Raw genomic sequence first — 25,758 nt, 5'->3', positions numbered from 1 at the left:
GAGTATATGAAAATATCACTTCTCTTGCTTTATATTTGTGAGTGGCTCCAAAAAGAAGGAATGGTTGCCGTACCCCTTCAGGTACTGAATCAAAATTCCCTCTTAATTAACGAAGGTTGTATTTTTGACTTTCCAGTCTTCAAGTTTAATGCTAACCCAAAAACCATAGATACCCAGTGTAATAACTGCCAGAAGTAGCCATTTAATCCAGTTACCAAACAAGCCAACTGCTGAACCCTTGAATTTCATTCTATGCCCATCAACCACCGTATGGTTAATTTTCCAACCATAAACCATACATTACCGCCCGCGGATAGCAAATACCAAGCGTGAACACTGTAATAAGAGCTCCCAAGATACTCCAACCAATGAAGCTCAAAAGTCCACCATCAAAGAAAGACTGTCGTCCCCATTTTGATTCTGGTACATAGTTCCTTCCTGCCTTAACATTTATGTTAATATTTTCTGTCATAAAACACACTCCTTTACCAATTTATCTTGATTAGCGCACGAATTTTATTCAATATAACCTTAATAAACTTACACATTTTACCACATTTTTTTAACTTCCTTAAACTTTTTAAACGTTTATTCATTTCATTCATACCAATAAGTTTAAAAACTTCTCTCAACGCCACTAAGGTCTAAGAAAACAGCTAGAATACTAGCTTTGATTCTGTTTCTCTCTTTGCCAGATATATTAAATAATTCATCTATTTCTTCCTACTTAAATTGGTATCATGGAAATAAAAAAAACTTAGAAACACCTATAAAATAGACTTTTCAAGTTTTTTTATTTCTACAGAAAAGTCTTTCCTTATATGCAATATTAAATATAATCTACCTTACGTAGTTTGTTACACTATGCTTGTGGATTTTTCATCCAAAATTCCACCCTAATTCCTGAAAATGAGAAGAATATTATTCATTCTTCTCATTTTTTTATTTAGGTTCTGTTAAAATTGATTATTGATAAAAAGTATTAAATATGGGAAGACACCTTAGAGTTGGTGCTTCCCTTAGTTGTTGATTATTCACATTCAAATCTAAAATAGGCATTTTTCACACAGCTGATGAGGCTAAGTTTGTTGTGCGCAAATATATATTTTTATAATCATTAAAAATTTCAAAAGAAACTAAATCACCTGAGTCCATATTAATATAGAACTCGGGTGATTTAGTTTCACTTTTTAAATACTGTCTACTTGGCAGAGGTGTATTTCAAAGGAATAGAGCAAACTTTTTATCAAATGCATATTATTTAGTTTTACTTAAAAATCCAAGAACTTCGTTGAAAGTATCTTGACCAGCTGAAGTATTCATTTTAAATTGAAATTCATGTCCTAACTCCCCAAAAACATTTTTATCAAAGAAAAGACTATCTACTAATACACCTTCTCTTTGTAAAGCAGAAACTAATGCTTTTCCTTGATTTTCAAATGACGCTGTATTACCATCTGTTATAAAAGTTGGTGGATAATTTTTTGTAACATGATCTAAAACCGAGGCTATTTTCGTTTCGTTTAAACCTTCCCAATTTTTCTCACCTAAATACGCCCAACCAGCAGTACGCATAAATTCTTGTATTTCTTTAGTAGATTCTATTTTAGCTAATTCAGACATACTATATGGACCGCAAAATAACAATACACCCTTTATTGTTGTAGGATCAACAATAGAATCAATCTTAGTTAACTTCGCGTACTCTGCAGATGTTTGAATATTAACAAATTGGCTAGATATCTGTGCCCCAGCAGAATCTCCTGCAAAATATACACGATCTAGTTTCAAGTCATACTTGTTTACATTTTCTTTTATGTATTCGTAAGCTTCACCTAATTGTAGTACCGGTGTTGGATATGTACTTTTAGGAGCAAGAGCATAGTTGATATTTACCACTGTATAACCATGAGCAGCCAGCTCTACCGCATAACCCGTAATATCTGATTTATCCCCTCCGACAAATCCACCTCCATGTACCCAAAAAATAACAGGCGTTGTTTCTTTATGATTTTTTGGATAAACAAGATCTAATGTACCATCTGGAAATTTAGAATTATAATTAATATCCTTAACGCTTATTGTTTCTTTTAGGGCATTTCCATAATTAGTGGCTGGTTCAAACACCCCACCTTCAAATGCTTTTTTAATTAAAAATGCTTTTGGAGCTGGTGAAAAATTCCAATAACTGACTCCCATGATACCAAAGGCCAACACTATTATAAGAAATATAAACATTCTTTTTTTCCATAGACCCTTAGGCTTTTGTTGTTTTATTTTCATTTTAAAACTCTCTCCGTTCCTTAAGTGTCTAACCTCAGCCTCTCCTACGAAAATACTTTTATTCATTTAGTTGCTGTATTGTTTGTTTTGTCTTTTCTAATTGTTTTACTGTTAATTCATATTGAGATGATGAGTATGCAAAGAAGACAACATCAATTACTAATAGTTGGGCAAATCGAGAACTAGTTGCCGCACTACGAATTTTTGCCTCAGGGGCACGTGCCGTAAATAAAGATACATTTGCTAACTCGGAAATTTTGCTGCTTCCTGAACGAGAAAGGCTAATTGTTTTCAGTCCTAGATTTCGGGCTGCTTTCATTAGCTCTATTACATCGCTTGTTTCTCCACTATAAGAAATCCCCCAAAATAATGCATTTTCTGATTGAGTAGCCAATGCGACTGCTAACAAATGTCGATCTGAAATTGCATAAGCTTTTTTTCCTAAACGAATCCATTTCTGTGCTACATCCTCTGCAATAAGAAAAGATGCCCCTACTCCATAAATGTAAATAACTTCTGCTTCTTTTAGAAATTCGACTGCTTTTTCAATAGATTTCGTTTCTAATTGCCCAACAGTATCATGAAGTGTTTGTACTGTATTAGATAACGTTTTATCAATTACGGATTGTACTTTTTCATCAGGTTCAATATCAAAATACCCGACATGATGTATATGCTTTATTTCAGCATATAGGCGTGCTTTCAAGTCTGGAAAACCTGTTACCCCTAATGACCGACAAAAGCGAACAACAGCTGCACTACTTGCTTCTGCTTCTTTTGCTAATTGATGTATTGTCATTTGAGTCACCTCTTTTGTGTGAGAAAGAACATATTGTGCTATCTTTTTCTCAGAGACAGGTAGCTCATCTAAAACTAATTCTATTTGTGTTCGAATACTATTTACCGTCAATTATTCCAACTTCTTTCCTTTTTTTATTTAATCCCATTATTTTATTTCTTCTATAAAAATTTCACCTATTACTCTCCTTGATTTACCTACCACTTTACGACTTTTGGCGAATATAACGAGAACAAGTTTTTGTAATTGGATCTTATCAGATATCTTTAGTATACAAAAAACGCAGATTTACGCCTACTGACATTCGTCTCCCATCTAAAATTGGTACTTCACAACTTCTCGTTTATAAGGAAGAAGTCTACTGTTGTAGAAAGACAAAAAAGTACGACCATCCAAAGGATTAATCGTACTTTCACAAAATTCCTCACTATTATTCTTGTTCTACCATTGCTTCTTTTGGTACACCAAAGAAATATGTGAGAACAAATCCAGCGGCATATCCTGCAAATAATCCAATGACATAGTTTAGCCATACTCCATTTGCAATTAATGGAACTAGTGCCATACCAGAAGGCCCAATTGCAATTGCACCAACTTGCCCTAATAGGCCTATAACTGCTCCACCAATACCTCCGCCGATACAAGCGGTAATAAACGGACGTCCTAACGGTAATGTTACACCATAAATAAGTGGTTCACCAATACCAAGGATACCAACTGGAAGTGCACCTTTTATCATATTTGTTAATGATTTATTCTTTTTACAGCGGACCCATAATGCAACTGCTGCCCCAACTTGTCCAGCACCTGCCATTGAAAGAATAGGAAGTAATTGTGTTGCACCTGTTGAATTAATCATTTCAATATGAATTGGTATTAATACTTGATGTAGACCTAACATAACAAGCGGTAAAAATGCCGCTCCAAGCACGAATCCTGAGAATACACTACCATGTACCAATACCCAATTAATTGCACCAATTAAATTATTTGATATAAAACCAGCAAATGGCATGATCAAGAAAATTGTAATCAATCCCACGACTAACAATACAATTGTTGGTGTAACAATAATGTCTACTGCATCTGGAACAAATTTACGTAATTGTTTTTCCATAATTGATAATATCCAAACAGCTAATAGAACACCCAGTACCCCACCTTGCCCTGGTGATAATGGTTCACCGTTGAATATATTATTTATTGGAAGATCAGATGTCACTCCTGTTAAAAGAGTCACCCCACCAATGACTCCACCTAGGGATGGAGTTGCTCCAAATTCTTTTGCAGCATTAATCCCTACATAAATAACCAAGTAACTAAATATTGCATTTTTAATAACATTAAAAATGGTTACATACTGCTGCCATGTAGCACTATCTAAATTCCCCGCCGTAATATTATTTGATAAAATCGATGCAATACCAGCAATTAAACCCGCTCCAACAAAAGCTGGAATTAAAGGAATGAAGATATTTCCGATTTTTCTTAGAAAAGATTTGAAAGGTGTATTATTCTTTTTCTTTTGTTCGGCCTTTATTTTGGCACCTTTTGTTTGTAAATCTTCAGCAGAAGATGTTGTCGAACTAACAGATTCTTCCTTCCCTTGCGCTACAACAATGTTGAATTGCTCTGATACTTTTGTAACAACACCTGGCCCAAGAATAATTTGATAGGTTTCATCATCAACAACTCCAAGAACTCCGTTAACTTTTTTTACAGCTTCTTCATTTATTTGATCCCGATTTACCGGTGTGATTCGAAGACGTGTCATACAATTTGTATAAGATAATACATTATTACTTCCACCAATAGCTTCTAATATTTCTAATGCCATATTATGATATTTACTCATGATAAACACCTCGCTCGTTTTGACTATTTAACTGCTTGACGAATAAAACCCTGAGTCTCTCCTAATCGCTGTATAGCTTCCTCTTTTGAAAAACCTGCTAAGATCATTACAATTGCAACCTTGGGCTTATTATCAGCCTTTGCTAAATATAATTCCGCTGTTTCATAGTCACAAGATGTAGCCTCCATTACAATACGTTTTGCACGCTCTATAAGCTTTTCGTTTGTTAATTGTACGTCTACCATTAAATTCCCATATACTTTCCCTAACCCAACCATAGATGCGGTTGAAAGCATATTACAAATTAATTTTTGAGAAGTACCAGATTTCAATCGAGTAGACCCAGTTAATACCTCTGGTCCATTATTAACCTCAATCTTAATTTTTGCCTCTTTTCCAATTGCGGAACCCTTATTACAACTTACAGCCACTGTTTGCGCCCCAATAGAGTTCGCGTATTCTAAACCGCCAATCACATAAGGTGTACGTCCGCTAGCAGCAATTCCAACTACCACATCTGTATTTTTTAGATGCATGTCCTTTAAATCTTGAATTCCTAATTCTTTACTGTCTTCTGCACCTTCTACTGCTTTGATAAAAGCTTTCTTACCACCAGCAATTAATCCAACTACTTCTTCAGGGGCTGTCCCAAAAGTGGGCGGACATTCAACTGCATCTAACAACCCAATGCGACCACTTGTTCCAGCACCAAGATAGATTAAGCGTCCTCCTTTTCTCTTCACCTCTATAATTGCTTCTACTGCTGTTGCAATTTGTGGAATTTCTAACTTCACTCTGTCCGCTACTTTTGCATCCTCTTCATTCATGACTGTAAGAAATTCTATTATCGACATCTCGTCTAAGTTCATAGTTTTATCATTACGAGCTTCTGTTGTTAATTTTTCTAACATGTATATCACCCTTTTTTATTAAATTAATTGTCTGAGAACGTTTTCTTTATTGCAAATATAGAATAGCATTTTTGAAATTAAATTTCAATATTTTTATATTTTTTTAGAAATAAAATTTCAAAACTTATTAATTCCTCAGTAAAATAAAGGCTATTTTGAAATTAGTGATTCAGACATGTCTATTATTTTATATAATATTTGCCCCAAAACGAAAAATTAGAGTCTTTATAGCAATGAAGTTCATGTTTAGTATTTGGGGAGCAACGTGTTCTGTTAGCTTGATAGGCATGGGGTAGCGCCACATTGCCATCAAGCTAAGGAAAACAAATATTTCAAGGAGAAAATGAGCCTTTCTTTGTTTTAGGTGTTATAAAATTCTTAAGTTGATACGCATGAGAGCGAGCCCTATTACGTTTAGCAAATGCAAGATATTGGTATAAACAGATTTCTACATGTAATATATGTAATGATACATAAAATTAGGGGGATTACAAATGTGGAAATCACTTTTTCGGTATTTTCTTTTTTTCTTAGGATTAACTTTCTTTGGGTTGGGCAATGCAATTGCAGTAAATGTTAAATTTCTAGGACTCCATCCATGAGAAGTCCTGAATATGGCACTCTATCAGCGATTTGGATGGACCATTGGTACATGGAGTGTTATATGCGGCTTATTTCTTGTTCTCGTGTCATTAGTAGTAGATCGGAAATATATAAGCATAGGTACATTCTTAAATGCATTGCTAATCGGTCCTATTATGGATCTTTTCTTAAAATTGGATATTCTTCCTCATGCCACACATATATTGTGGGTAAATCTTCTTATATTACTTTCTGGAATTATAATTACGGGTATTGGCGGTGGTATGTATGTTGCTGCCGGAATTGGTGCAGGACCAAGGGATGGATTCATGCTTGCTATTTCTGATAAAACAGGATTATCTGTAAGCCGAGCTAGAATTATTGTGGAAAGCATCGTATTAGTAATTGGTTATATTCTAGGCGGTCCCATTTTTATTGTGACATTTCTGTATACTTTTATCCAAAGCCCTATATTCCAGCAATCATTCAGGATGTTTCAAATATTTTTATATAATTTAGAGAGAAAAAAGAAAGACAACGTTAGTGCAAGTTTATAAAAAAGAAACAACCTCTACTTTAATTGACGATTTATGGCTTAGCTTGATAGCAATGTCGCGCTAGCCAAAATACAAAAATCTCTTTCAAAAAAAGAAAGGCGCCTATGCACCTTTCTTTTTTAATTCACTTGTACTCTCTTCAGCATCCAAAATTCCTTCTGAATCACTTTAACGCATCATTGTACGGACCTAATTGCTTTTTAGAAAAGTAATGAATTGTCTCCTTACTTTTCAGTAACATATTTCCTTTTATAATTAAAAAATAGGTGGCTACTAGAAAATAGATTAGCCCTAATATCCAATCCAAATTTGTAGCTAAATTGTGTAAAAGAACATATCTCATATATGCATAACCAATCGGAACATGTAGTAATACAACAGCACCTAATCCTGGGTTGTATATTGTTTTAGCTTTTATATTCGCAAAAATACCATGCCATATGAATTGAAAAAATCCCATTAAAATAGGTGCCAACCCAAGCCATATAATATTTGGAAAGAAAACCGGAAGTAAATAAAAAACATACGCAATCAAAATATTTATTACCATAGCAGATTGCGTATTTAATGGATAGCGATCTGGTATATCACTTTTAAATATAACTACATTAAACAGACCCGCGAAATAACCTGGCCAACGATACTCTTCAAATTGATACACTAAAATGGCTACAAAACTTAACGCTAACAGTACTTTTATTTCACTCATTTCTCCAAAATTCGCGACTAAACAACCTACGACAACAATTGCCATAGCTAACCCTACATCACACCAACGCTTTCTAAAGAAACTAATCATCTCTATCACCCACTATCTTAATTTTTATAAAAATAGCGTTCAAATAGGAAATCAATTTGTTTTTCTACAGGCAGTATTCTTATATCTGCCCCTGATTCAAGAATTAGCATCATTAATGCTGGAAGAAAAATGGATCCTAATATTTGCACTATCATCATCATTAAAATTTCCTGATCCGTTTCATTTGTTATTTCGCTTAAAATATTCTTCACTTTACTAAAACCGAGCCTCTTCAAAAAATCACCATATTCGTATTGAGATGTAAATACCGTAGTTCCCATTGCAATAATTTTCCTAACTAACTCAGGGTATTGCCGAATTACTAGTACATAATCAAGTAAAAATATTTTTAATCTTTCTTTCGCTGGCACTTTAATATCATCTAAAATAGAAAAAGTGCCTTGAAAGCTAATTAATAAGACTTTAATTGTCTCACTTATCAACTTTTCTTTTGAGCCAAAATGGTAATTTACAAGCGCAATATTTGTATCCGACAATGCCGCAATTTTTCTTATTGTTACACTTTCGAAGCCTTCGTCTTTAATGAACTTCAATGTTGTATTTACAGAATTTTTAACTTTATCAATCTTTTTGGAAATTCCAAATATAATTATCTTTTTCACATTATAAAAATTTTTCTATAAATTTTTCATATTTTCTACTTTTTTGGCACTTTCATTACTGTAAGTGGAAATTTTTCTCATTTTTAAAATAATACAACCTAAACTAAATGCGAAAAGTGAAAATATCCCAAAAGTAACCTTTATAGTATTTAAGGACAGACTCCAGCTAATTAGAAAAGATACTAGTGCCCCCCCTAAACTGGCCGATGCAATAAATAAACTAGTCACTTCATCAATATTATTTTCCATAATACGGGAAGCTAAGATTAATGTTATTGGAAAAACACCCGCTATAACTAAACCAATAATGAAGATGATAAACAAATACATACCTGTACCTTGAACAAAGGGGAATATAAATAATAGAATCACTAATGTAAAGCAACTAGATGTAATGTATGTCCAATAATTAAATTTATGAGCAAACTTACCTACAAGTATTCTTCCTATAACTATGGCTAGCCAAAAACAAGATATACTTACTGAACTGATTAATTCATTATTGGTAAGAATCATTATTGTAGATAAAAAATTTGCAAGATTGGTTTCTATGCCTGCATATAAGAATGCAAAAAGTGAAATAAATACTATAACTTTAATCTTTTCACTTTTAAATTTAAGAGTGAATGAGGAAAGGGATGCTCCTCCCTTTTCATTTTTTTGAGGAGAAAAATTTAGAAATTTTGTACGTCCAAGCATGTACCAAACAAATAGTGTAAAAATAAAGAATAGTAATATCCCATAAAGAATAAAATACCATTCATAAAATTTTGTAATATAATTAACTAGTAACGGAAATCCTAGCGCCCCAACCCCAAACCATACTTCGAGAATACTAAATTTAGCAGCACTATTCCTTTCTGCTGAAATAATAAAGGAACCCACCGTAGTTTCTAACAAACCTGCTCCATAGCCTAATACAAAGCAAATAACGGCTAAATATGCCCATTCTTTAATATATATAAAACCTCCTAGGACGATGGACATTACTAAAACACCTAATGTTATTGTTTTAAAATAATGATACTTTCTTACTAGTATGGGTGAACTTAGAACACCAAATAAAAAACCCGTAAATTGAAAAAATATTAAAACACCTAATTGATCAGGGGTTCTTCCATAATATTGTATTAATGAAGGAATTAAACTACCTATGCAAACATGTATTATTCCTACAATAAAATAAAACAAGCAACCATAATAAAATATTAACCGCACCTTTTCTCAACTCCAATCCAAAATAAAAACAGGGATTTAAGTAAAAGTTTTAAACCCCTGTTTTTACCATAAAACTAAATAGTTGCTACAGATCGTTCTTTATTACTACTGCTTTTATCAAAAAACATATCCAATATTACTTGTGAACGAAATCCATCTTCAAATGTTGCTACAGACTTATTTGGCCCACCTTCCGCAGCCTTAGCCCATTCTATAATTTCACTTCTAAAAGAATCAGACCATTCAAAAATCTCGTTTTCTGGATCGACTAGTAAAGGTAATGGTAACGGGATTTCATGTTTTTCCAATCCATCAAAGAGTATATATTTATTTGGCTCTTTAGAAGAATACTTATATTCTTTCTTCGTACCTATTACCTCTATACTAAAACCACAATCGTCAAGAAATGAACTTTTAGATGTTGTAATATTAACAAAAACCTTATTTTTCAATTGGCCATAAACCTCAGCATAGTCATCAACAAAAACTGGTTTACTTTCTTTTTCCTTAACATTTGTTTTAATTTTAGTTCGAACAGTATCCTCTCTAAAATCACTCTCAAATAAAAACCATAATAAATCTATTAGATGAATTCCTAAATCTCCCAAGGCCCCGCTAGTTCTATTACTTTGAAAATCATCTCGCCAAGTAAACGAAGTTCTCCTAAAAGCGCTATTCTTTTTAAAATGCAATCTTACCACTACTATTTCCCCTAATTCTTCATTTTGAATTAATTGTTTTAAAGCCTTAACATAAGATAGGTGGCGATAGTTAAACCCCATTGAAGCGACTAAATTAGTATTTTTTGCTATTGTCATCATGTATTTTGCTTCTTCACAAGAAATTGCCATTGGCTTTTCACATAACACATGTTTGTTTTTTAATAACGCTTGAACAGCTTGAGATCTATGACAAAAATTCGGTGAAGATATTATTACCCCATCAACTACTTCAAGTAACTCTTCATAGCTATTAAAAGCCTTCCCACCAAAATTCCCTACCAACTTTTGGGCATTCTCATTATTAACATCATACACTCCAACTAATTTACAACTATCAACAGTTGATAATGCTCTAGAATGAGCTCTTGCAATACTTCCTGCACCTATAATCCCAATATTCATTATATGAACATCCCCTTTTAATTAATAATGTGCTTTAGAGTATTTAAAATTCCAATCGAGTATTCACCTTCAGCTAACATTGAGTGTGTGTTTTTGGCTTCTTCTGTTGCATTTTCTACTAAATAACCATGTCTTACAGCTTGTAGCATTCTTAAATCATTCCCACTATCTCCAAAAGCAATGGCATTTGTTTTATCTAGTTCGTACTTGTCTAAAATAAACTTCACTATCTCATCTTTACCTGTTCCAAGTGGAATAAAATCTACATCATAGCAATTATCTGGATCACCAGCTAGTGGATTACATTTGTTAATATTAACTCCCACTTGGAATATTTCTCCGATTTCTTCTATCTTTTCTAAATTCTTTGCATCAATAAATTCATTTTGCTCTTCATAATAAAAATTAAATTTGTACTTAGAACTTCCTAATTGTGTCTGAGGTCTTAAAAAAATTTCATATTTTGATTCTAGCAATTTAAGAATTCTTTCAATCTTTGAAGAATCAAAACCACCCCCTATAATTCTCTCCTCCCAAATTTGATCATCTATAGTAGTCCCATTACTATCAAAGTACGTTATTTCTGTACCTAATCCACTCGCCACAAAATGAGGGAAATACTGAATACCACCCTTTTTCATTTTTTCAACAATTGATTCTAAACTACTTCCCGTTACCCAACCAATTACTAAATCCCCTTTACTTCCTTGTTCATACAAATACTTTTCTAACAATTTCATATTGCTTCTTTTAGAATCATCCATGTTATGAGGATAATAAGTTTCATCAAAATCACAGAACACTACATATTTAGGCTTTTTAACCTGTGGTAGTCTTTCAAAATTTAAAGACTTTAAAACTTCATTACTTATTGACATTGAATAATCCCTCCAAAACGAAATTTTGCTCTTCTAACATCATATTTGGGTGTAAAGGTAAATGTAATATTCCTTTATGAACTTGCTCTGTATTTAATATATTGTTTTGCAAATCATTTTCCTTTATCCACTTAGTATTTTGTTTATGAGATAATACCGGATAATAAATATCTGTTTCAATGTTATACATTTGGTACAATTTATTTTTCAACTCGTCTCTTCTTCCATTTTCAACTCTAATCGGAAAAAGGTGCCAGACATTATCTTCTGTCATCATAGGTAGCTTAATTAATTCTCTATCCTCTAATTCCTTTAAATCACGTATATATCGTTGAGCTAAATACGCTCTTTTTAAATTGTTATATGATAAGTACTTAATTCTTTCCAAACCAATAGCTGCTTGCAAATTATCAATTTTAGAATTGAATCCAAAGTCTAATACCTTTTTATTTTTTTTATCAATCTCAAATCCATGATAACTATATTGATTGCAACGAATTGCAAGAGTTTCATTATTAGTAACTATTGCACCTGCCTTACCACATACACCAAAATTCTTATATGGATTAAAACTAAGGACAATTATATCTCCATATTCTCCAAGATTTGAAGAACCAATAGCTTGACATGCATCTTCAATAACTGTTAATTGATATAGATCCGCAATTTCACGAATTTTTTTCATTTCACATTGTTTACCATACAAATGTACAGGTAAAATGCATTTAGTTTTTTTGGTTATAGCTTCTTCTATTTTAGATGGATCAATACAATAACTCTGCTGATCTATATCTACAAATATAGGTTTTGCTCCGACTGCTAACACGGCATTTTCAGTAGCAGCAAAACTATTAGCTGGCATAATTACTTCATCTCCCGGCTGAATACCAATAGATAACAATGACACCATAAGGGCATCTGTACCACTACTTGTTGCAATTACAAACTTTTTATTTAAATAATTTCCGATTACTTCTTCTAGCTTTTTTGAAAATGGTCCACTTGTAAATTGACCTGTCGGTAAGACATCTTTTAAAACTCCTATAATTTTTTCAACCTCATCTTGAGAAATCAACCGATTAACTGGCATAAATTCTATTTTCTGTATATTTTTTCTGCTATAATTGAAAATATCTTTTTCTATATCAATATCTATTTTCAATTTATTTTCCCTAAATAATTTCTCTTTCATCTTGTGATTCGGCAATATATTACTAATTTCAAATTCTTTTTCTTTTGTTTCCCCCTGTAGGCACTTTAATAAAGCTAAATTGTCTTTACTATGTCCAGAAATTGTAGTAAGAGTTTTCACGTTAAATCACCTCTAAGAAATTATTTTGAAAATCATGAGTAGACTATATTTTATGTTATCGATTACATGTCAACATTTTTTTTACGGAGGGTTTCTCTATGGTAACAATTAACGAAATAGCTAAATTATGTAATGTATCAAATGCTACGGTTTCAAGAGTTCTAAATAATCATCCATATGTAAATTCAGAAAAACGTGAGAAAATAATAAAAGTAATGCAAGAATTCAACTATACTCCTAGTTCTATTGCTAGGAATCTTAGGATAAATAAGACACAAACCATTGCTCTATCAATTCCAAATATAGATCATCCTTTTTTCGGAAAATTAGCTAGAGAAATTTCTAAAGAATTATTAAAACACAATTACAAATTGCTAATTTATCAGACTTTTTATGAGAAAAAAATAGAGCTAGAATTACTTTCATTACTAAAGAATAAAGCTGTAGATGGTGTAATTCTCGCATCCCTAGAAAATAGTTGGGAAAATATAGAGCATTATTTAGCATATGGGCCCATATTACTTTGTAATGAGTATGAGGAAAATGCACCTATTCCAATAATTTGTTACGATGAATTTGAGGCTGGATACAAAGCTGTTAAACATTTAATAAACAAAGATCATAAAAAAATTGGCTTTTGTTTTGATTCTCTTAATAGTCAAGCACAATTAAAACGCCAACAAGGATATTTGCATGCCTTAAAAGAAAAGCAATTACCATTCAATAAAAATTGGCTGTTTGGCGATGCAATTACTATTGAAGATGGATTTAGAATTTTTGAGAAATTAGATAAATTAAAAGATAGACCTACTGCATTATTTACTGGAAATGATCAAGTTGCTGCTGGAGTCATTAAAGGAGCTACTATAAAAGGATATTCTATTCCAACTGACTTAGCTGTTTGTGGTTATGATAATCAATTAATTTGTACAGTTACAACTCCAACAATTAGTACCATCGATATTCCAATTGTTGAACTGAGTAAACGTACCGTTAACGAGATTCTACTATATATAAATACAGATGAATCTATTAAACGTAAAATTATTGAATATCCTACAAACTTAATTATCCGTGAATCGACATAATTAAAACAAAAGTTTCTGCTTAAACTTATCTAATAAATAAAAATAAAAAGAGGACGTAAATAATAATGCGTCCTCTTTTTATATCAAATTAAATTAATCCATCAAAATGCTTTTCACATTAAAAAGAATCACTTTCCAAGTTCATATTTTATTACATAATGAATTGAGAGATTATCACTTAAGAGCCTTAACTATAACTTCAGTTGCCTCTGCAATGAGTTGATTATCATAAGTAGCTTCTTTCTCATCTTTACTAGATAAAATTGCGATAATAATTGGTGCTCTATTTGGCGGGCAAACGATAGCAATATCATTTCGTGTCCCATAACTTCCAGCACCGGATTTATCTGCAACTATCCAGTCAGTTGGTACGCCTGCACGAATTAGTTTGTCTCCTGTAGCATTTCCTTTCATCCACCCTGTAAAAATGTTACGTTTATGAACCGGAAGCACATTTCCGACCGTAAAGGCTTTCAGATTCGTAGCAATTGCTTTCGCTGTACTAGTATCACGAATGTCTCCTGGAATAGCCTCGTTTAATTCTGTTTCAAAGCGATCAGACATAGTAACCCGATCACCCATCTGTCTAAGCGCTTTTTCATATCCTTTTGGTCCGCCTATTTTGTTAAATAAAATGTTCCCTGCAGTATTATCACTGTTACGAACAGCAGCCTCAGCAATTTCTCCTAGTTTCATTCCAGTATCTACATGTTTCTCGGTAACAGGTGAATAATCCACTAAGTCTTCTTTCGTATAAGTAATAACTTCATTTAATTTCTCAGTAGAGTTTTGCTGTAGTAATACCCCTGCCGCTAACGCCTTGTAGGTTGATGCAAAGGCAAACCTTTCGTTAGGTCGATAAGAGATTGTTTGATTTGTACCAGTATCAATCGCATATACACCTAATCGTGCATCGAATTTTTTCTCAAGTTGAGAGAACTCTTTATACGTCGCCTGATGTTTATGCTTCACTTGTCCTGTCTTTTCTTTCGCCTCAACTTGCAATGGCCCTCCTTTAAAAGCTTCTAAGCTTGTAAGACTTAAACCTAATATACCAACGCATATACCTATTTTTAGCATCCTCTTGTTTTTCAAGATCATCATTCCTTTCAAATTCTTAATACCTTTTTATACGTACACATAATAGACAATCACCGAAACAAATCTGTTCCATAAACTTAAAAAACTTTATAACTAGTATCAGAGGTATTAACAAAATAAGTGATAGCAACTATGATCGCCACTATCGCTTATTTCACATCTCATCTTTTTACTTATTAGTGCCTTTATATATACAAGGGCTCTTCACCTGAGAAAAGTGCACAAATTTTACTCGTTTTGATTCGAAGCATCTATACCAGCAACTTCACCATTTATACGCTGCTTTTTCAAATCAAAGTATACATCTAAAACTTCTTTTCCAATTATAGAATTAATTCCACTTTTATCGTTATGAAGCCATGGAACTACTACAGAAAATGCTACTTCTGGATTATCATATGGAGCATATCCAACTAACGTTAAGTTGTAGCATTCCATACGTTCTCCTTTTGCATTTCTACCAATTGGATCATCTCCACCATATACAGTTTGAGCTGTCCCTGTCTTTCCTGCTGGTTTATATGGCGCGTTTTTGAAATACTTCACGCCAGTTCCATCACCTTCTTGGAATACCCATCTAAACCCTTCTTTTATCCGATCAATATGTTCTGTCTTCATATCAATTCGATTTAATACGACAGGCTCTATAGAGCGTATAACTTTGCCAACCTCTTCTTCTTTTATTGATTGCTCTCGTATTTCTTGTACAATTTGAGGTTGCATTCTATACCCCCCATTAGCAATCGTTGAAATATATTGCGCCAATTGCAACGGTGTATACGTATCATACTGCCCGATAGAAAAATCTAGTAAAAAACCAGGCTGACTATCTACTTTTCTAGTTTGTCCAATTATTTCATTCGGTAAATCAATACCTGTTGGAACTCCTAATCCAAATTGTTTAAAATAATAGCGCATCGTATCAAATGCTCCTTGTTTTATATCCAACGAACCATTTGGTACGTAATTAACTCCCGCAATTTTTAAAGCTGTCTGGAACATGTATACATTCGAAGATACTTGTAGCGCTCGTAAATCATTAATATTACCAAATCCGGATACATTCCACGATTTCTTAGCTTGTGTACCTTTAAATTTCATGGGTGCATCATAAAATTGATCTCCTGGCTGTATTGCCCCTGTCTCATATCCAGTTAATAAAGTTGCACCTTTTACAGCTGACCCTAGCTCATACGAAGTTGTCATGTTACCTAATGCCAAATCCTCAATCTCTAATTTCCCTTCTTTTTCTACAATCTTTTTGCCTGCCATAGATAGAATCTGTCCGTTATTTGGATTCGTCATGACGACAAAAGCTCGGTCCAACAGTGGCTCTGAACTCTTAAACGCTCTCAAATTTTTCTCTATACTTTCTTCCACTTTCTTTTGTAATTCCATATCAATCGTTAATGTTAAACTATTACCACTTTTTCCTTTAGAGATTATTTCTGTGTTTATAATGTTTCCTGATTTATCAGTAATGTTTTTCACTTCTTCTTTTGCACCGTGCAAGACATCTTCATATCGTTGTTCAATATAACTTTTTCCTACACGATCATTTCGGTTATATCCACGTACCAAATAAGAATCTAAGTTTTCTTTCGGTAATCCTTCTTCACTACTCGTAATATTACCTAACACGGAACGAAATAAATTACCATTTACATAATTACGTTCCCAATCAACTGTTGCATCTACTCCTGGAAACTCAGCAAGGTTTTCACTTATTCGCGCATACTCTTGATCTGTTACATCTTTTTTTATAATTTGTGTTGTTAGTTGATAACCTGAACTCATTTTGCTTTTAATAGCTAACACCTTTAAATCTTGTGCTGTTAATTCTGCCAATTCTAATTCTGTAACACGACTTCGTCTTAAGTCTTCTATTTTTTTATCTAACTCTTTTCCCTCTATTCCCTTATCTTTTAACTTTTTTATATCTTTTTTAGTAATCATTGTCTCCGCACGTTTCGTATTCAACTGCATCCAAAAATCTTTTTTATCGATATCTGTTAATTTATTTATATCTTGTTCAGACATTTCAAGCACTTTCGCTAAGTCTGTTGCTGTTTTTAAAATATCTTCATTAGTAATTCCCTTTACCCTTGTATACGTAATTGTGCGAAGAGATTTATTATTAACAACTGTTTTCCCTTCTCGATCTAGTATTTGTCCACGTGGAACTGGAATGCTAGTTGTTGCATTTTGACTGCTTTCTATTTGATTCTTATAAGCCTCTCCCTCTACGATTTGCACCTTTCCTAGCTGAACAATAATAGCTGAGAATAGTAAAAATATGCAAAGGAACATTATATTTAATCGAATAGATATATACGTCTTGTTCTTTCCTTTTTGATTCCCCATAAATCCTCCATTTAATTCCTTATATGTTACATACCGATGGCCGGTTATAAATATCGTTTCGACTTTTTTGCTAAATCCTTGTTAGCATTCATACCTTTTCGTTTAGCTACGTAATTCATAACTCTCCTTTCCTATTTTCTCTCTATTTTTTGTCGCTAGCATTAGAAATGCTAAACTATATACTGGCCCATATAAAACTTACACATAGATTTGCTAAAAACTTTTCATACTGATTATTCCTTTCTTCATGCTGTAATACTTAATAGACAATCTAAATAATAAAGTTGTTCCACATTTACAAAAAAAATAATTAACTATAAGATGAAATAAGCTAAAAAGGGAGGGTTTTATGTTACATACAAAAATAAAAAGATGGAGATTTATAGCGATTCTTTCTATTGTAGGTTTGATATTAATAATTTTGTTAAAAAGCAATTTCTTTTCAATTACTATCGAAACTTCTTCGGCCGAAAGAGGACAAATACTTGATCGAAATGGTGTAATACTAGCTACAAATAAGAAAGTTAAGTCTTTATATTGCACTTTTAATGATGAGAAGCTATCGAAACAAGATACAGCAAACACATTAGCTTTTTTCAATCAATTTTCAAGCGAATTTCAACATGACATTTCTACAGAGGACATAAAATCTCAATTACAACAATCTTGTAAAAAGCAGACTATGAATGATATACCGTTATACTCTGACATAACTGAGAATGAACTTGCATTCATAAACAAAAACAAACCCAATAATGTAATAATCAAAGATGAAGTGATTCGATATTATCCTAAACGTGAAATTGGTTCACAGGTAATTGGGTATATAGAAAATGACCTTAATGTACCCGTTGGAAAAAGCGGGATTGAGCTGCAATATGAAAATGATTTAAAAGGAAAACCCGGAAAAACTCTTATTTTTAAAATGAATAATAAAAAGTTCTTATGGAACATTCAAAACGTACAAAAAGGAAAAGATATCTGGCTAGCTTTAGACTCTAAGTTGCAGCAAAAAACAGAGGAAGCATTAAGATCTCAAATCAAGAAAATAACTGATGTTAATGCTGGTTATGTTGTGGTAACCGATGTGAAAACTGGCGCAATTTTAACTATGGCCAACTCAACAGTGTTTGATCCAAATACATTATATGAACAAGTATCATCTAAAAAAGAAAACATCAAATCACTTTCGCAAAATAAAGCAATTCAAAAATTAAAGTATGGTGAATCTTATGTAAATATGGCCTCAACTATAAAGCCACTTACTATTTTAATTGGATTAAACGAAAAGCTTTTTCAACCTGAAGATACTTATTTAGATAAAGGTACTTTTCAATATGATAATCAAAATAACATTACGAATGCACCTGGAACGCCAACAGGTGAGATTACACCGAGGCAGGCTATCATTAATTCATCTAACACATTTATGACAGCAAAAGTAGCTCTACCCTTATTCAACCAAAATAATGGGAATATAGAAAAAGTTGCACATATATGGACAGAGTATTTAAAGCAATTCGGCCTTCGTTCTAAAACTGGGATTGATTTACCTTTTGAAGAAGACGGACAATATGAATTTCATCCAACAAACAAGTTTGAAAATGGTATCTCCGCCTTATTAAATGCCTCTTGGGGAGGAAATGAAGTACACACTCCTCTTCAACTTGCTCAATATGCAGCAACTTTAGCAAGTAAAGGTGATAAATATAAACCTCAAATCGTAAGTGCTATTATTGATCAAAATGGTAAGGAAACAAAAAAGTTTAAACCAATTTTAGAAAGTTCAAATCGTTACCCGGTGAAATTTTGGAGTGTCGTGCAAGGTGGGATGAGCCAAAATATAGAGGAAATTAAAAACTTACCCTTTCATGTCGCAGGTAAAACAGGCATAACAGGTGCTCCGAATGAGCAAGAAAGAATGATAAACCATTCTCTTTTCATTGCATATGCTCCTACCGAAGATCCACAAATTGCCGTTTCTGTCGTTATTCCTGGTAGTAATTCAGAAAAAAACATTGCTGCTCTCGTTACATCAGAAATTTTAGAGTACTGGAATACTCTTCAATAAGAGAATAAAAACATAGAGGAAGGTTCATTAAAGTGAACCTTCCTCTTTACCATATAGAATCTATATTCGTTATTTTCCATTTACCTTCATGATCCTTTTCGAACATGAAAGAATATTTAATATCAGTTAAAACATACTCTTTTTGTACATATCCAGTATTACCGCTAATTGTCGATACTTTTATATATCCATTATTCTGCACTTTTTCTGGAATCCAAGCTTTTACCATTTCATTAGATACTTCATATAAAACTTGTGATTCTCGCTTTGGTTCAGCTAAAATTCTCGTTTTATTTCCAGTAACAGTTGCATATATATAATGCGCTTGCTTTGGTTCGTTACTTTCTGTCAATCCACTTGGTACTTTGTATGCTTGCTTTGTATCATTTGTAAATTCTCCCCCCATGGTAAGAGCAACTTGCAACTCATGAAAAATATCTTCATCAAATTTCAATTCATCCTTCTTATAACTCTTCCCTTTAAATAGAACTTCATCATTTAACGCTCTATACAAGTCATTTTCATTTTTTGAATTTGTACTTTGATATAATTCATTCATAAATTGTTTTAATGTTGGATCTTGAGCAGACTCATCTTTTGTTTTAGGCTTAATTTGAGTGCTACTTTGTACCGGTGATTTATTATCATCAAGCCAAGGTTGTTGAACGATAAAAAATAACATTGTACAAACCAAAACAACTACAATAGGTACTGCTTTTTTACGAAAAGGTCTTTTATGTTTTACAAGATCCGTTTCATTATTTTCGTATATAGACTGCTTTATTTTAAAAATAAATTCTTCTTCATCGTTACGATTCTCCATTGGGCCTTTTTTTAATTTTCTATACCAATCAGGATTTTGTTTATTGTTCATCACTACTACCCTCCCCTATTAATTTTGAAACCTTACTTCTCGCTCTACTTAATCTGGATTTTACAGTTCCAATGGATACTCCTAGTGTTTCAGCCATTTCTTCATAAGATAATTCATATTTTGCGTCTAAAATAATTATTTCACGGTGTTTTTTAGGTAGTTTTAAAACAACATCCCACACTTCATTCATTTCCTCTTGCTTAAAAAATTCTCTTTCTGCCGATGGATATTGCTTATCGTCACTAAAAAAACCTACTAATGATATCCTTTTAAAATAGGAGGATTTCAAATAGTTTATTGCTGTATTTCTTGTAATTTTTAATATCCACGTTTTAATAGATGACTCCTTTCGAAATGAATTCCAATTTTTAAATACCTTTATAAACACATCTTGCGTGATATCATCTGATAAGTGTGGATCTTTCGTAATAATAAATGAATAATTCCATACATCTTGCCAATAGTCTTTTATAACATAGTCAAGCTCATCATGAATACACTTTTCAATAAACGTCTCTTCCATTTCCACACCTCGAACTTATTTGAATAAAGATAAAACTGCCCTCACTTTTATTATGGTTTCAATATATAGACAAGATACAAGTTTCATTTGTTCCGTTCTTTATCTTTTTTTGATAAAAAAATCCTCCTAAAAATGTAAAGGTGTGCAATTACCTTCATAAAATAATCATCTATACATTCTTTTACATGACAGGCTCCGAAAAAACAAGTAAAGCATACAATGTTAAAAATACACTCATAAAAAATCTGATTATTATTTGTGCATTTCACGCAACACTCCACTTGTATCACCTTTTTTCTTAGAGCATACTTATTTGTGTGCTCTATTTATGTTTTACTAAATAACTGTTTTATTAAAGTTTACCCCCCCCCTCACTTGTCCCTTTCAATTTGTTTTACTCTTCTATTTACTATTAGCAATACCAACCTTTCAAAAATGAAAACATAGATAAGTTATCATCTTTATTCAGCCACAACAAAAAAGCATTCTCGATTACGGAGAATGCTTTTTCGAAACTTAATTGTTCTTTGTATCGCTCAATTTATACCTTCGTGTTAAGCAAACAATGAATGTAGTAAAAGATTTCACCTTATAGTTACTTATTTTTTCTGAAAAACATGTTTTACTTTTTCCCCTGGAACGTTACTCCCCCCTCTTCCTTTTACATCTTCGATCATCATGGTAATGATCATGTCGGGCGCATTTGCATCAAAAGCTGCAAACCATCCAAGTTCTTTTCCGTCTGCTTCTTTCGACTCCTTCAGTTCTGCTGTACCGGTTTTACCAGCAAGAGTTATACCATCAACCTTAGCAATTCTCCCCGCGCCATCAGGGTCATTAATGACTTTTATTAATGCGCTCTTTAATATCTCTTGATTCTTTTTAGAAACCACATTCTCTTTCCAATCCCCCGCTACTTTTGCTTCTTTTAAAAGATGAGGCGACGGAATATTCCCTTCATTCACAATCGGTGCATATGTTAATGCTAAATGAAGTGGTGTCATTAATACTTGTCCTTGTCCATATCCCGTGTCTGCTAGTTGAATATCATTTTTTATCCCATCTCTTGCAATGATTGAAATAGGAAATTCGTATTCGATTGGTAATTTTTCATGAAATCCGTATTTCTTAAATTCATTTACATACTGATCTTTTCCCATTTTCAAAGCTTGTTGAGCAAAATAAATATTATCAGAGTACTTCATTGCCTTATCAAAATCAATTGGACTAGCTTCCTTCACACGTGTTACATAATAATTTCCCCAAGATGAATCTTTTGCCCACTTTAATCCTTGAATTTTAAATTCTTCCTTAGGGTTTATAGTGTTTGTTTCCAAACCAATTGCACCAGTAATCGTTTTAAATACGGAACCTGGTACAAATGCTTGTGTGAAACGATTCATCATTGGTAGTTTCGAGTCGTTATTCCATGCTTCTCGTTGGGCTTTTGATGCTCCTCTAACTATTGTATTTGGATTATAAGCAGGGCTACTTACAAGTGCAATAGTTTCACCTGTTTTAGGATTGACCGCTGCACTAGATCCTGCTTCATTTTTCATCTCATTAAAGATTTTTTCTTGAATTGCAGCATCAATTGTTAACGTAACGTTTTCCCCTTCTTTTGCTTCTTTTTTTGCTACATTTTTAATCTCTTTTCCATTCTCATCTTCTATAAATACGCGTCCACCTTTTTCACCACGCAATGTATTCTCTAGTACTTTCTCTAAACCTGTCTTTCCTACTAAATCATCTGCTTGATACCCTTTTTTTTGAAGCGATTTTAACTCCTCTGCATTCACCTTTCCTATATAACCAGTTAAGTGTGCCGCCGCTTCTCCTAATGGATACGTCCGAATATTTACTGGGCGAGATGAAACTCCTTCTAATTCAATATAATCATTCTGTCTAGTTCCCTCTTTTAAAATACCAATTGGTACAAAGGAGTCTGGTTTTATCCATTTCGCTGTAAGCTTCTGATCGACCTCTTCTATAGACATATCAAGTAATTGTGCTACTATTTCTTTTGTTTGCGCTGCCGTTTCGCCTAGTTTCTCTGGAATAATTCCAACCTCAGTCGCTTTACCATTCGTTGCAAGAGCTTTCCCATTTCGATCATATATTTCTCCGCGTTTTCCTTGTTCTATTTGCATACGTACTTTGTAATCTTTTTTCATAGCTGGAAAAATGAAATCTGGTGTCCAATCTATTTTCCAAGATTCCTTTTCTTTCACGAGTTTTGCTTCATGGATAAATGAAACTGTTCCTCCATCCGTATCCATCTTAACTTCAAAAAGAAAAAGCTCTTTATCTTTAGCATTCTCTCCTTTCGTTTTAATTTTTAAATTCTTAACTCCAATACCCTCATAGATTTTTTGATATTTCTCTGTGAAATCCTTTTTAGAAATCGTTTTTTTGGCACGCTCTGATAAATGATCATACATATTTGCAAATTTTTTATCATTCCATAAATTGATATATTCTTCAAATGTTTGTTTTGGCGGTTCGTTTTTATTACACCCTACCAACATAACTGCAAAACAAAAGAAAACCAGCATCCATAATTTTTTCAATTCAATCTTCTCCCTTTGTTAAAAATATTTATTCCTTTCTTGATATATTAAATAAAAAATGTTGTAACGCTTAATAGACAGTGTAAGTAATGAGATTGTTCCACATTTACAAAAAATTTCATTTACGCTTAAGTTGCATTGGAAGAGGAAAGTTTGTAAGCTTCTTGCAAACATAAGGAGCGAATATATTTAGCGAACGTTATAAGTATTAGTGTTGTTTTAAAAAATTCATTTAAAATACCTTTTAATTCGTTTTCGTCGATATTATCTTTATAGATTTTTGATACAAAAATAGAATCCTTATAGTAAGGATTCTACAGTAGAAAATGATAGATTTATTTTTCTTAACCTGATGATTTGGGCTTTTAAAGTACATAGTACTTACAATTAGCATTATAAGCAAGATCCGCTACTTGCATCGATTAACTCATCAGTTATCCAACGACTGTCTGATGAAGAAAGAAAGCTTCACCTTCAGGTAAAGTCAACTTAAACTAAAGTTACTTCATATATTTTACTTAAAATTCCATCAACACCTACCTTTAAACAGTTCGTTTAAACTGCCCTGCCTTTGTTCAAAGGTATTTCAGCAATGCCTGTATTTTTCATCTTTAATATTTTTGTTTCTTAGCCATGAGTATAGTTAGAAAATCTCTAAAAACTATTTGATAATCTTTTAGAATCTAACTTTCTTATAATACTATTTGCTATTTCTTCAATATTTTCATCTAGAAAGAAATGATTACCTTCAAAAGAATGAAAAGTACACGTTTTACTTGTGTATTGCTTCCATTTTATTACTTGATCATATGTAGTAAACTCATCCTTTTCCGCATTAAATATAAGAAAATCAATATCACATGGTTGTGTATTATTGTCATGAATATATGTCTCGACAATTTTAAAATCTGCTCTTAGAATAGGTAGAAAAATCTCTATTAATTCTTCTGATTCAAGTACCCCAGATGGTGTACCTCCCATTGCAATAACTTCTCTTTTAAATTGTTCATTAGAAAGATTATGTCGAATATTTTTTATTTTACTATTTGGATGATTTCTACCGGACAAAACAAGAAATTTAGGCAATACATTTTTAGAATCTTGTATTTTTCTAGCTACTTCATAGGCAATCAAACTTCCCATACTATGCCCAAATAAAATATATGGCGAATCATCTATCTGCATAACGATATTATTATAGACATCATTCACCACCTCTTCCATACTTTGGTGCAAACTTTCTTCAATTCTATATCCTCTACCAGCTAACTCTATCGGGACTACCTCAATATATGGATTAAAGTAATTTTTCCATTTTGCGTAACTAAACGCAGATCCCCCAGCATGTGGAAAGCAAAAAAGTTTAGTCTTTTGCATTGATTTTCTCCTTACTTTCAAATTTGTATATATTTTGGCAAATTGTATAAATGTCTTTAATTATTATCTCTTGCGGAAATTCATTCCTTGTTGCACAAGCAGATATCTTATAATTTGGATCAATGTTATATTGTTTAAAGTAAAAGTTTTTAGGTATATTCTTGTATGTAATTAAAGTTCGTGACTCTTTTTTTATAGAGAATGAATTTAACGGGGTATAAAGCCCTTTTCCAATCGTTTTTATATAACTTTCTTTTAATGTCCATAAATCATAAAAATAATTAATTTGTTCATCAGAATTCATATTAGATATTTCATAAAATTCTTCCTCTGAAAAAAATTCATGTGCTAATTTAAAAGCCTCTATTTCTGAAACTTTTTCTATATCAATACCCACATGAAAATTAGCAGTAGTACAAACCACCCATTCTCCTGAATGTGACAAATTAAAATGAAAGTCAGAAAAATTTTCAACAAAAGGTTTTCCATACTCATTATATATAAATCTAATTTCTTCATTATTAATTTTATACTTTTGGCAGATTAGAGATCGGATTAGTAAATCTCCTATCAGGGTCCTATTAATGTCGCATGAATTTAATAAACGCTTCATTCGTTCTTTCTTCTCATTTGAAACTAAGTTACTAAGTTGCTTAAACAAATGACTTTCAATATTCTTTGGTATTTTCACAGCTTGAATTTGTATGATAAATCACTTCCTTTTTTTAAGAATTACTTCATATATGAACGTTACAGAAATTCAAATTCACTTTATTAAATTGCATATACAATAGGAAAGGTGCATATTTACATATCAATGAAAATATGCACCTTTCCTCAGTAATATCA

The 25,758-nt window shown here is 32.4% G+C and carries 19 protein-coding genes and 3 pseudogenes; 3 read left to right on the top strand and 19 right to left on the bottom strand.

Translation table 11 applies throughout. The features are described 5' to 3' along the window. Positions 1–102: 102 nt before the first annotated feature. From RBB48_RS21265 to murQ, 5 genes and pseudogenes are all read right to left on the bottom strand, one after another. Positions 103–472, bottom strand: a pseudogene (locus tag RBB48_RS21265) (DUF898 family protein). Between the two features lie 785 nt (positions 473–1,257). Continuing rightward, the gene (locus RBB48_RS21260) at positions 1,258–2,283 is read right to left on the bottom strand and encodes an alpha/beta hydrolase (protein WP_306008043.1); all 1,026 of its coding nucleotides are present in this window, start codon (positions 2,281–2,283) and stop codon (positions 1,258–1,260) included. A gap of 58 nt (positions 2,284–2,341) precedes the next feature. Then, entirely contained in the window at positions 2,342–3,193 is an 852-nt protein-coding gene (locus tag RBB48_RS21255) for a MurR/RpiR family transcriptional regulator (RefSeq protein WP_306008042.1), read from the bottom strand. Between the two features lie 319 nt (positions 3,194–3,512). After that, positions 3,513–4,937 carry a PTS transporter subunit EIIC gene (locus RBB48_RS21250; RefSeq protein ID WP_306008041.1) on the bottom strand — a complete coding sequence of 475 codons (1,425 nt, stop codon included), beginning with the start codon at positions 4,935–4,937 and terminating at the stop codon, positions 3,513–3,515. Positions 4,938–4,960: 23 nt separating this feature from the next. Beyond that, positions 4,961–5,848 (bottom strand): N-acetylmuramic acid 6-phosphate etherase, encoded by an 888-nt coding sequence (murQ, locus tag RBB48_RS21245; protein WP_306008040.1) that lies wholly within the window; start codon positions 5,846–5,848, stop codon positions 4,961–4,963. A 494-nt stretch (positions 5,849–6,342) separates the two neighbouring features. On the opposite strand from murQ, the pseudogene RBB48_RS21240 reads away from it, so the two are divergent. Next, positions 6,343–6,987: pseudogene (locus tag RBB48_RS21240) on the top strand (YczE/YyaS/YitT family protein). A gap of 163 nt (positions 6,988–7,150) precedes the next feature. Here RBB48_RS21240 and RBB48_RS21235 read toward each other — a convergent pair. The 6 genes from RBB48_RS21235 to RBB48_RS21210 form a co-directional block, all read right to left on the bottom strand. Continuing rightward, positions 7,151–7,795: an HXXEE domain-containing protein gene (locus tag RBB48_RS21235; protein ID WP_306008039.1), complete on the bottom strand. Its 645-nt coding sequence runs from the start codon at positions 7,793–7,795 to the stop codon at positions 7,151–7,153. Positions 7,796–7,803: 8 nt separating this feature from the next. Continuing rightward, complete coding sequence (locus tag RBB48_RS21230; RefSeq protein WP_306008045.1) at positions 7,804–8,385, bottom strand: TetR/AcrR family transcriptional regulator; 582 nt, start codon at positions 8,383–8,385, stop codon at positions 7,804–7,806. A gap of 39 nt (positions 8,386–8,424) precedes the next feature. Then, a complete protein-coding gene (locus tag RBB48_RS21225) occupies positions 8,425–9,627 on the bottom strand; it encodes an MFS transporter (protein ID WP_306008038.1) in 1,203 nt (400 codons plus the stop codon). A gap of 74 nt (positions 9,628–9,701) precedes the next feature. Then, on the bottom strand, positions 9,702–10,751 hold the full coding sequence (locus RBB48_RS21220) for a Gfo/Idh/MocA family protein (RefSeq protein ID WP_088122150.1): 1,050 nt from the start codon (positions 10,749–10,751) through the stop codon (positions 9,702–9,704). Positions 10,752–10,768: 17 nt separating this feature from the next. Beyond that, positions 10,769–11,629: an HAD-IIB family hydrolase gene (locus tag RBB48_RS21215; RefSeq protein ID WP_306008037.1), complete on the bottom strand. Its 861-nt coding sequence runs from the start codon at positions 11,627–11,629 to the stop codon at positions 10,769–10,771. Further along, on the bottom strand, positions 11,616–12,941 hold the full coding sequence (locus RBB48_RS21210) for a DegT/DnrJ/EryC1/StrS aminotransferase family protein (protein WP_088063400.1): 1,326 nt from the start codon (positions 12,939–12,941) through the stop codon (positions 11,616–11,618). Before RBB48_RS21210 ends, RBB48_RS21215 begins: the two co-directional genes overlap by 14 nt. A 98-nt stretch (positions 12,942–13,039) precedes the next feature. Between RBB48_RS21210 and RBB48_RS21205 the strand changes: the two genes are divergently transcribed. Further along, positions 13,040–14,029 (top strand): LacI family DNA-binding transcriptional regulator, encoded by a 990-nt coding sequence (locus RBB48_RS21205; protein ID WP_088063399.1) that lies wholly within the window; start codon positions 13,040–13,042, stop codon positions 14,027–14,029. A 174-nt stretch (positions 14,030–14,203) separates the two neighbouring features. On the opposite strand, the gene bla is transcribed toward RBB48_RS21205, so the two are convergent. Together bla and RBB48_RS21195 are read right to left on the bottom strand one after the other, a co-directional pair. Beyond that, on the bottom strand, positions 14,204–15,151 hold the full coding sequence (gene bla, locus RBB48_RS21200) for a class A beta-lactamase Bla1 (protein ID WP_370513124.1): 948 nt from the start codon (positions 15,149–15,151) through the stop codon (positions 14,204–14,206). Positions 15,152–15,358: 207 nt separating this feature from the next. Next, a complete protein-coding gene (locus RBB48_RS21195) occupies positions 15,359–17,494 on the bottom strand; it encodes a peptidoglycan D,D-transpeptidase FtsI family protein (RefSeq protein WP_306008036.1) in 2,136 nt (711 codons plus the stop codon). Between the two features lie 349 nt (positions 17,495–17,843). On the opposite strand from RBB48_RS21195, the gene RBB48_RS21190 reads away from it, so the two are divergent. Next, the gene (locus tag RBB48_RS21190) at positions 17,844–19,565 is read left to right on the top strand and encodes a peptidoglycan D,D-transpeptidase FtsI family protein (protein ID WP_306008035.1); all 1,722 of its coding nucleotides are present in this window, start codon (positions 17,844–17,846) and stop codon (positions 19,563–19,565) included. A 46-nt stretch (positions 19,566–19,611) separates the two neighbouring features. Here the strand turns inward: RBB48_RS21190 and RBB48_RS21185 are convergent, their stop codons facing one another. The 6 genes and pseudogenes from RBB48_RS21185 to RBB48_RS21165 all read right to left on the bottom strand — a co-directional run bounded on the left by RBB48_RS21185 (position 19,612) and on the right by RBB48_RS21165 (position 25,600). Then, on the bottom strand, positions 19,612–20,439 hold the full coding sequence (locus RBB48_RS21185; protein WP_306008034.1) for an SH3 domain-containing protein: 828 nt from the start codon (positions 20,437–20,439) through the stop codon (positions 19,612–19,614). Next, on the bottom strand, positions 20,429–20,962 hold the full coding sequence (locus RBB48_RS21180; protein ID WP_306008033.1) for an RNA polymerase sigma factor: 534 nt from the start codon (positions 20,960–20,962) through the stop codon (positions 20,429–20,431). The genes RBB48_RS21185 and RBB48_RS21180 overlap by 11 nt, the downstream gene beginning before the upstream one ends. Before the next feature lie 599 nt (positions 20,963–21,561). Continuing rightward, a complete protein-coding gene (locus tag RBB48_RS21175; protein ID WP_306008032.1) occupies positions 21,562–23,532 on the bottom strand; it encodes a penicillin-binding transpeptidase domain-containing protein in 1,971 nt (656 codons plus the stop codon). Positions 23,533–23,925: 393 nt separating this feature from the next. Continuing rightward, positions 23,926–23,997, bottom strand: a pseudogene (locus tag RBB48_RS31705) (SDR family oxidoreductase); the annotation flags it as partial. A 189-nt stretch (positions 23,998–24,186) separates the two neighbouring features. Further along, the gene (locus tag RBB48_RS21170) at positions 24,187–24,909 is read right to left on the bottom strand and encodes a thioesterase II family protein (protein WP_098200189.1); all 723 of its coding nucleotides are present in this window, start codon (positions 24,907–24,909) and stop codon (positions 24,187–24,189) included. Beyond that, entirely contained in the window at positions 24,896–25,600 is a 705-nt protein-coding gene (locus RBB48_RS21165) for a 4'-phosphopantetheinyl transferase family protein (protein ID WP_088609773.1), read from the bottom strand. Before RBB48_RS21165 ends, RBB48_RS21170 begins: the two co-directional genes overlap by 14 nt. Positions 25,601–25,758: the final 158 nt, after the last annotated feature.

Origin of the sequence: Bacillus sp. MMSF_3353 (assembly GCF_030733445.1) — a bacterium.
In the GTDB taxonomy this organism is placed as follows: Bacteria; Bacillota; Bacilli; order Bacillales; family Bacillaceae_G; genus Bacillus_A; species Bacillus_A wiedmannii.
The sequence above is the reverse complement of the archived record's forward strand: the minus strand, read 5'-3'. Positions and strand labels throughout refer to the sequence as shown.

Excerpts from the sequence above, each read along its gene's own strand:
- RBB48_RS21260 (WP_306008043.1), bottom strand. The coding sequence starts at position 2,283 with ATGAAAATAAAACAACAAAAGCCTAAGGGTCTATGGAAAAAAAGAATG.
- RBB48_RS21250 (WP_306008041.1), bottom strand. The coding sequence starts at position 4,937 with ATGAGTAAATATCATAATATGGCATTAGAAATATTAGAAGCTATTGGT.
- murQ (WP_306008040.1), bottom strand. The coding sequence starts at position 5,848 with ATGTTAGAAAAATTAACAACAGAAGCTCGTAATGATAAAACTATGAAC.
- RBB48_RS21220 (WP_088122150.1), bottom strand. The coding sequence starts at position 10,751 with ATGAATATTGGGATTATAGGTGCAGGAAGTATTGCAAGAGCTCATTCT.
- RBB48_RS21215 (WP_306008037.1), bottom strand. The coding sequence starts at position 11,629 with ATGTCAATAAGTAATGAAGTTTTAAAGTCTTTAAATTTTGAAAGACTA.
- RBB48_RS21205 (WP_088063399.1), top strand. The coding sequence starts at position 13,040 with ATGGTAACAATTAACGAAATAGCTAAATTATGTAATGTATCAAATGCT.
- RBB48_RS21195 (WP_306008036.1), bottom strand. The coding sequence starts at position 17,494 with ATGGGGAATCAAAAAGGAAAGAACAAGACGTATATATCTATTCGATTA.
- RBB48_RS21190 (WP_306008035.1), top strand. The coding sequence starts at position 17,844 with ATGTTACATACAAAAATAAAAAGATGGAGATTTATAGCGATTCTTTCT.
- RBB48_RS21185 (WP_306008034.1), bottom strand. The coding sequence starts at position 20,439 with ATGAACAATAAACAAAATCCTGATTGGTATAGAAAATTAAAAAAAGGC.
- RBB48_RS21180 (WP_306008033.1), bottom strand. The coding sequence starts at position 20,962 with ATGGAAGAGACGTTTATTGAAAAGTGTATTCATGATGAGCTTGACTAT.
- RBB48_RS21170 (WP_098200189.1), bottom strand. The coding sequence starts at position 24,909 with ATGCAAAAGACTAAACTTTTTTGCTTTCCACATGCTGGGGGATCTGCG.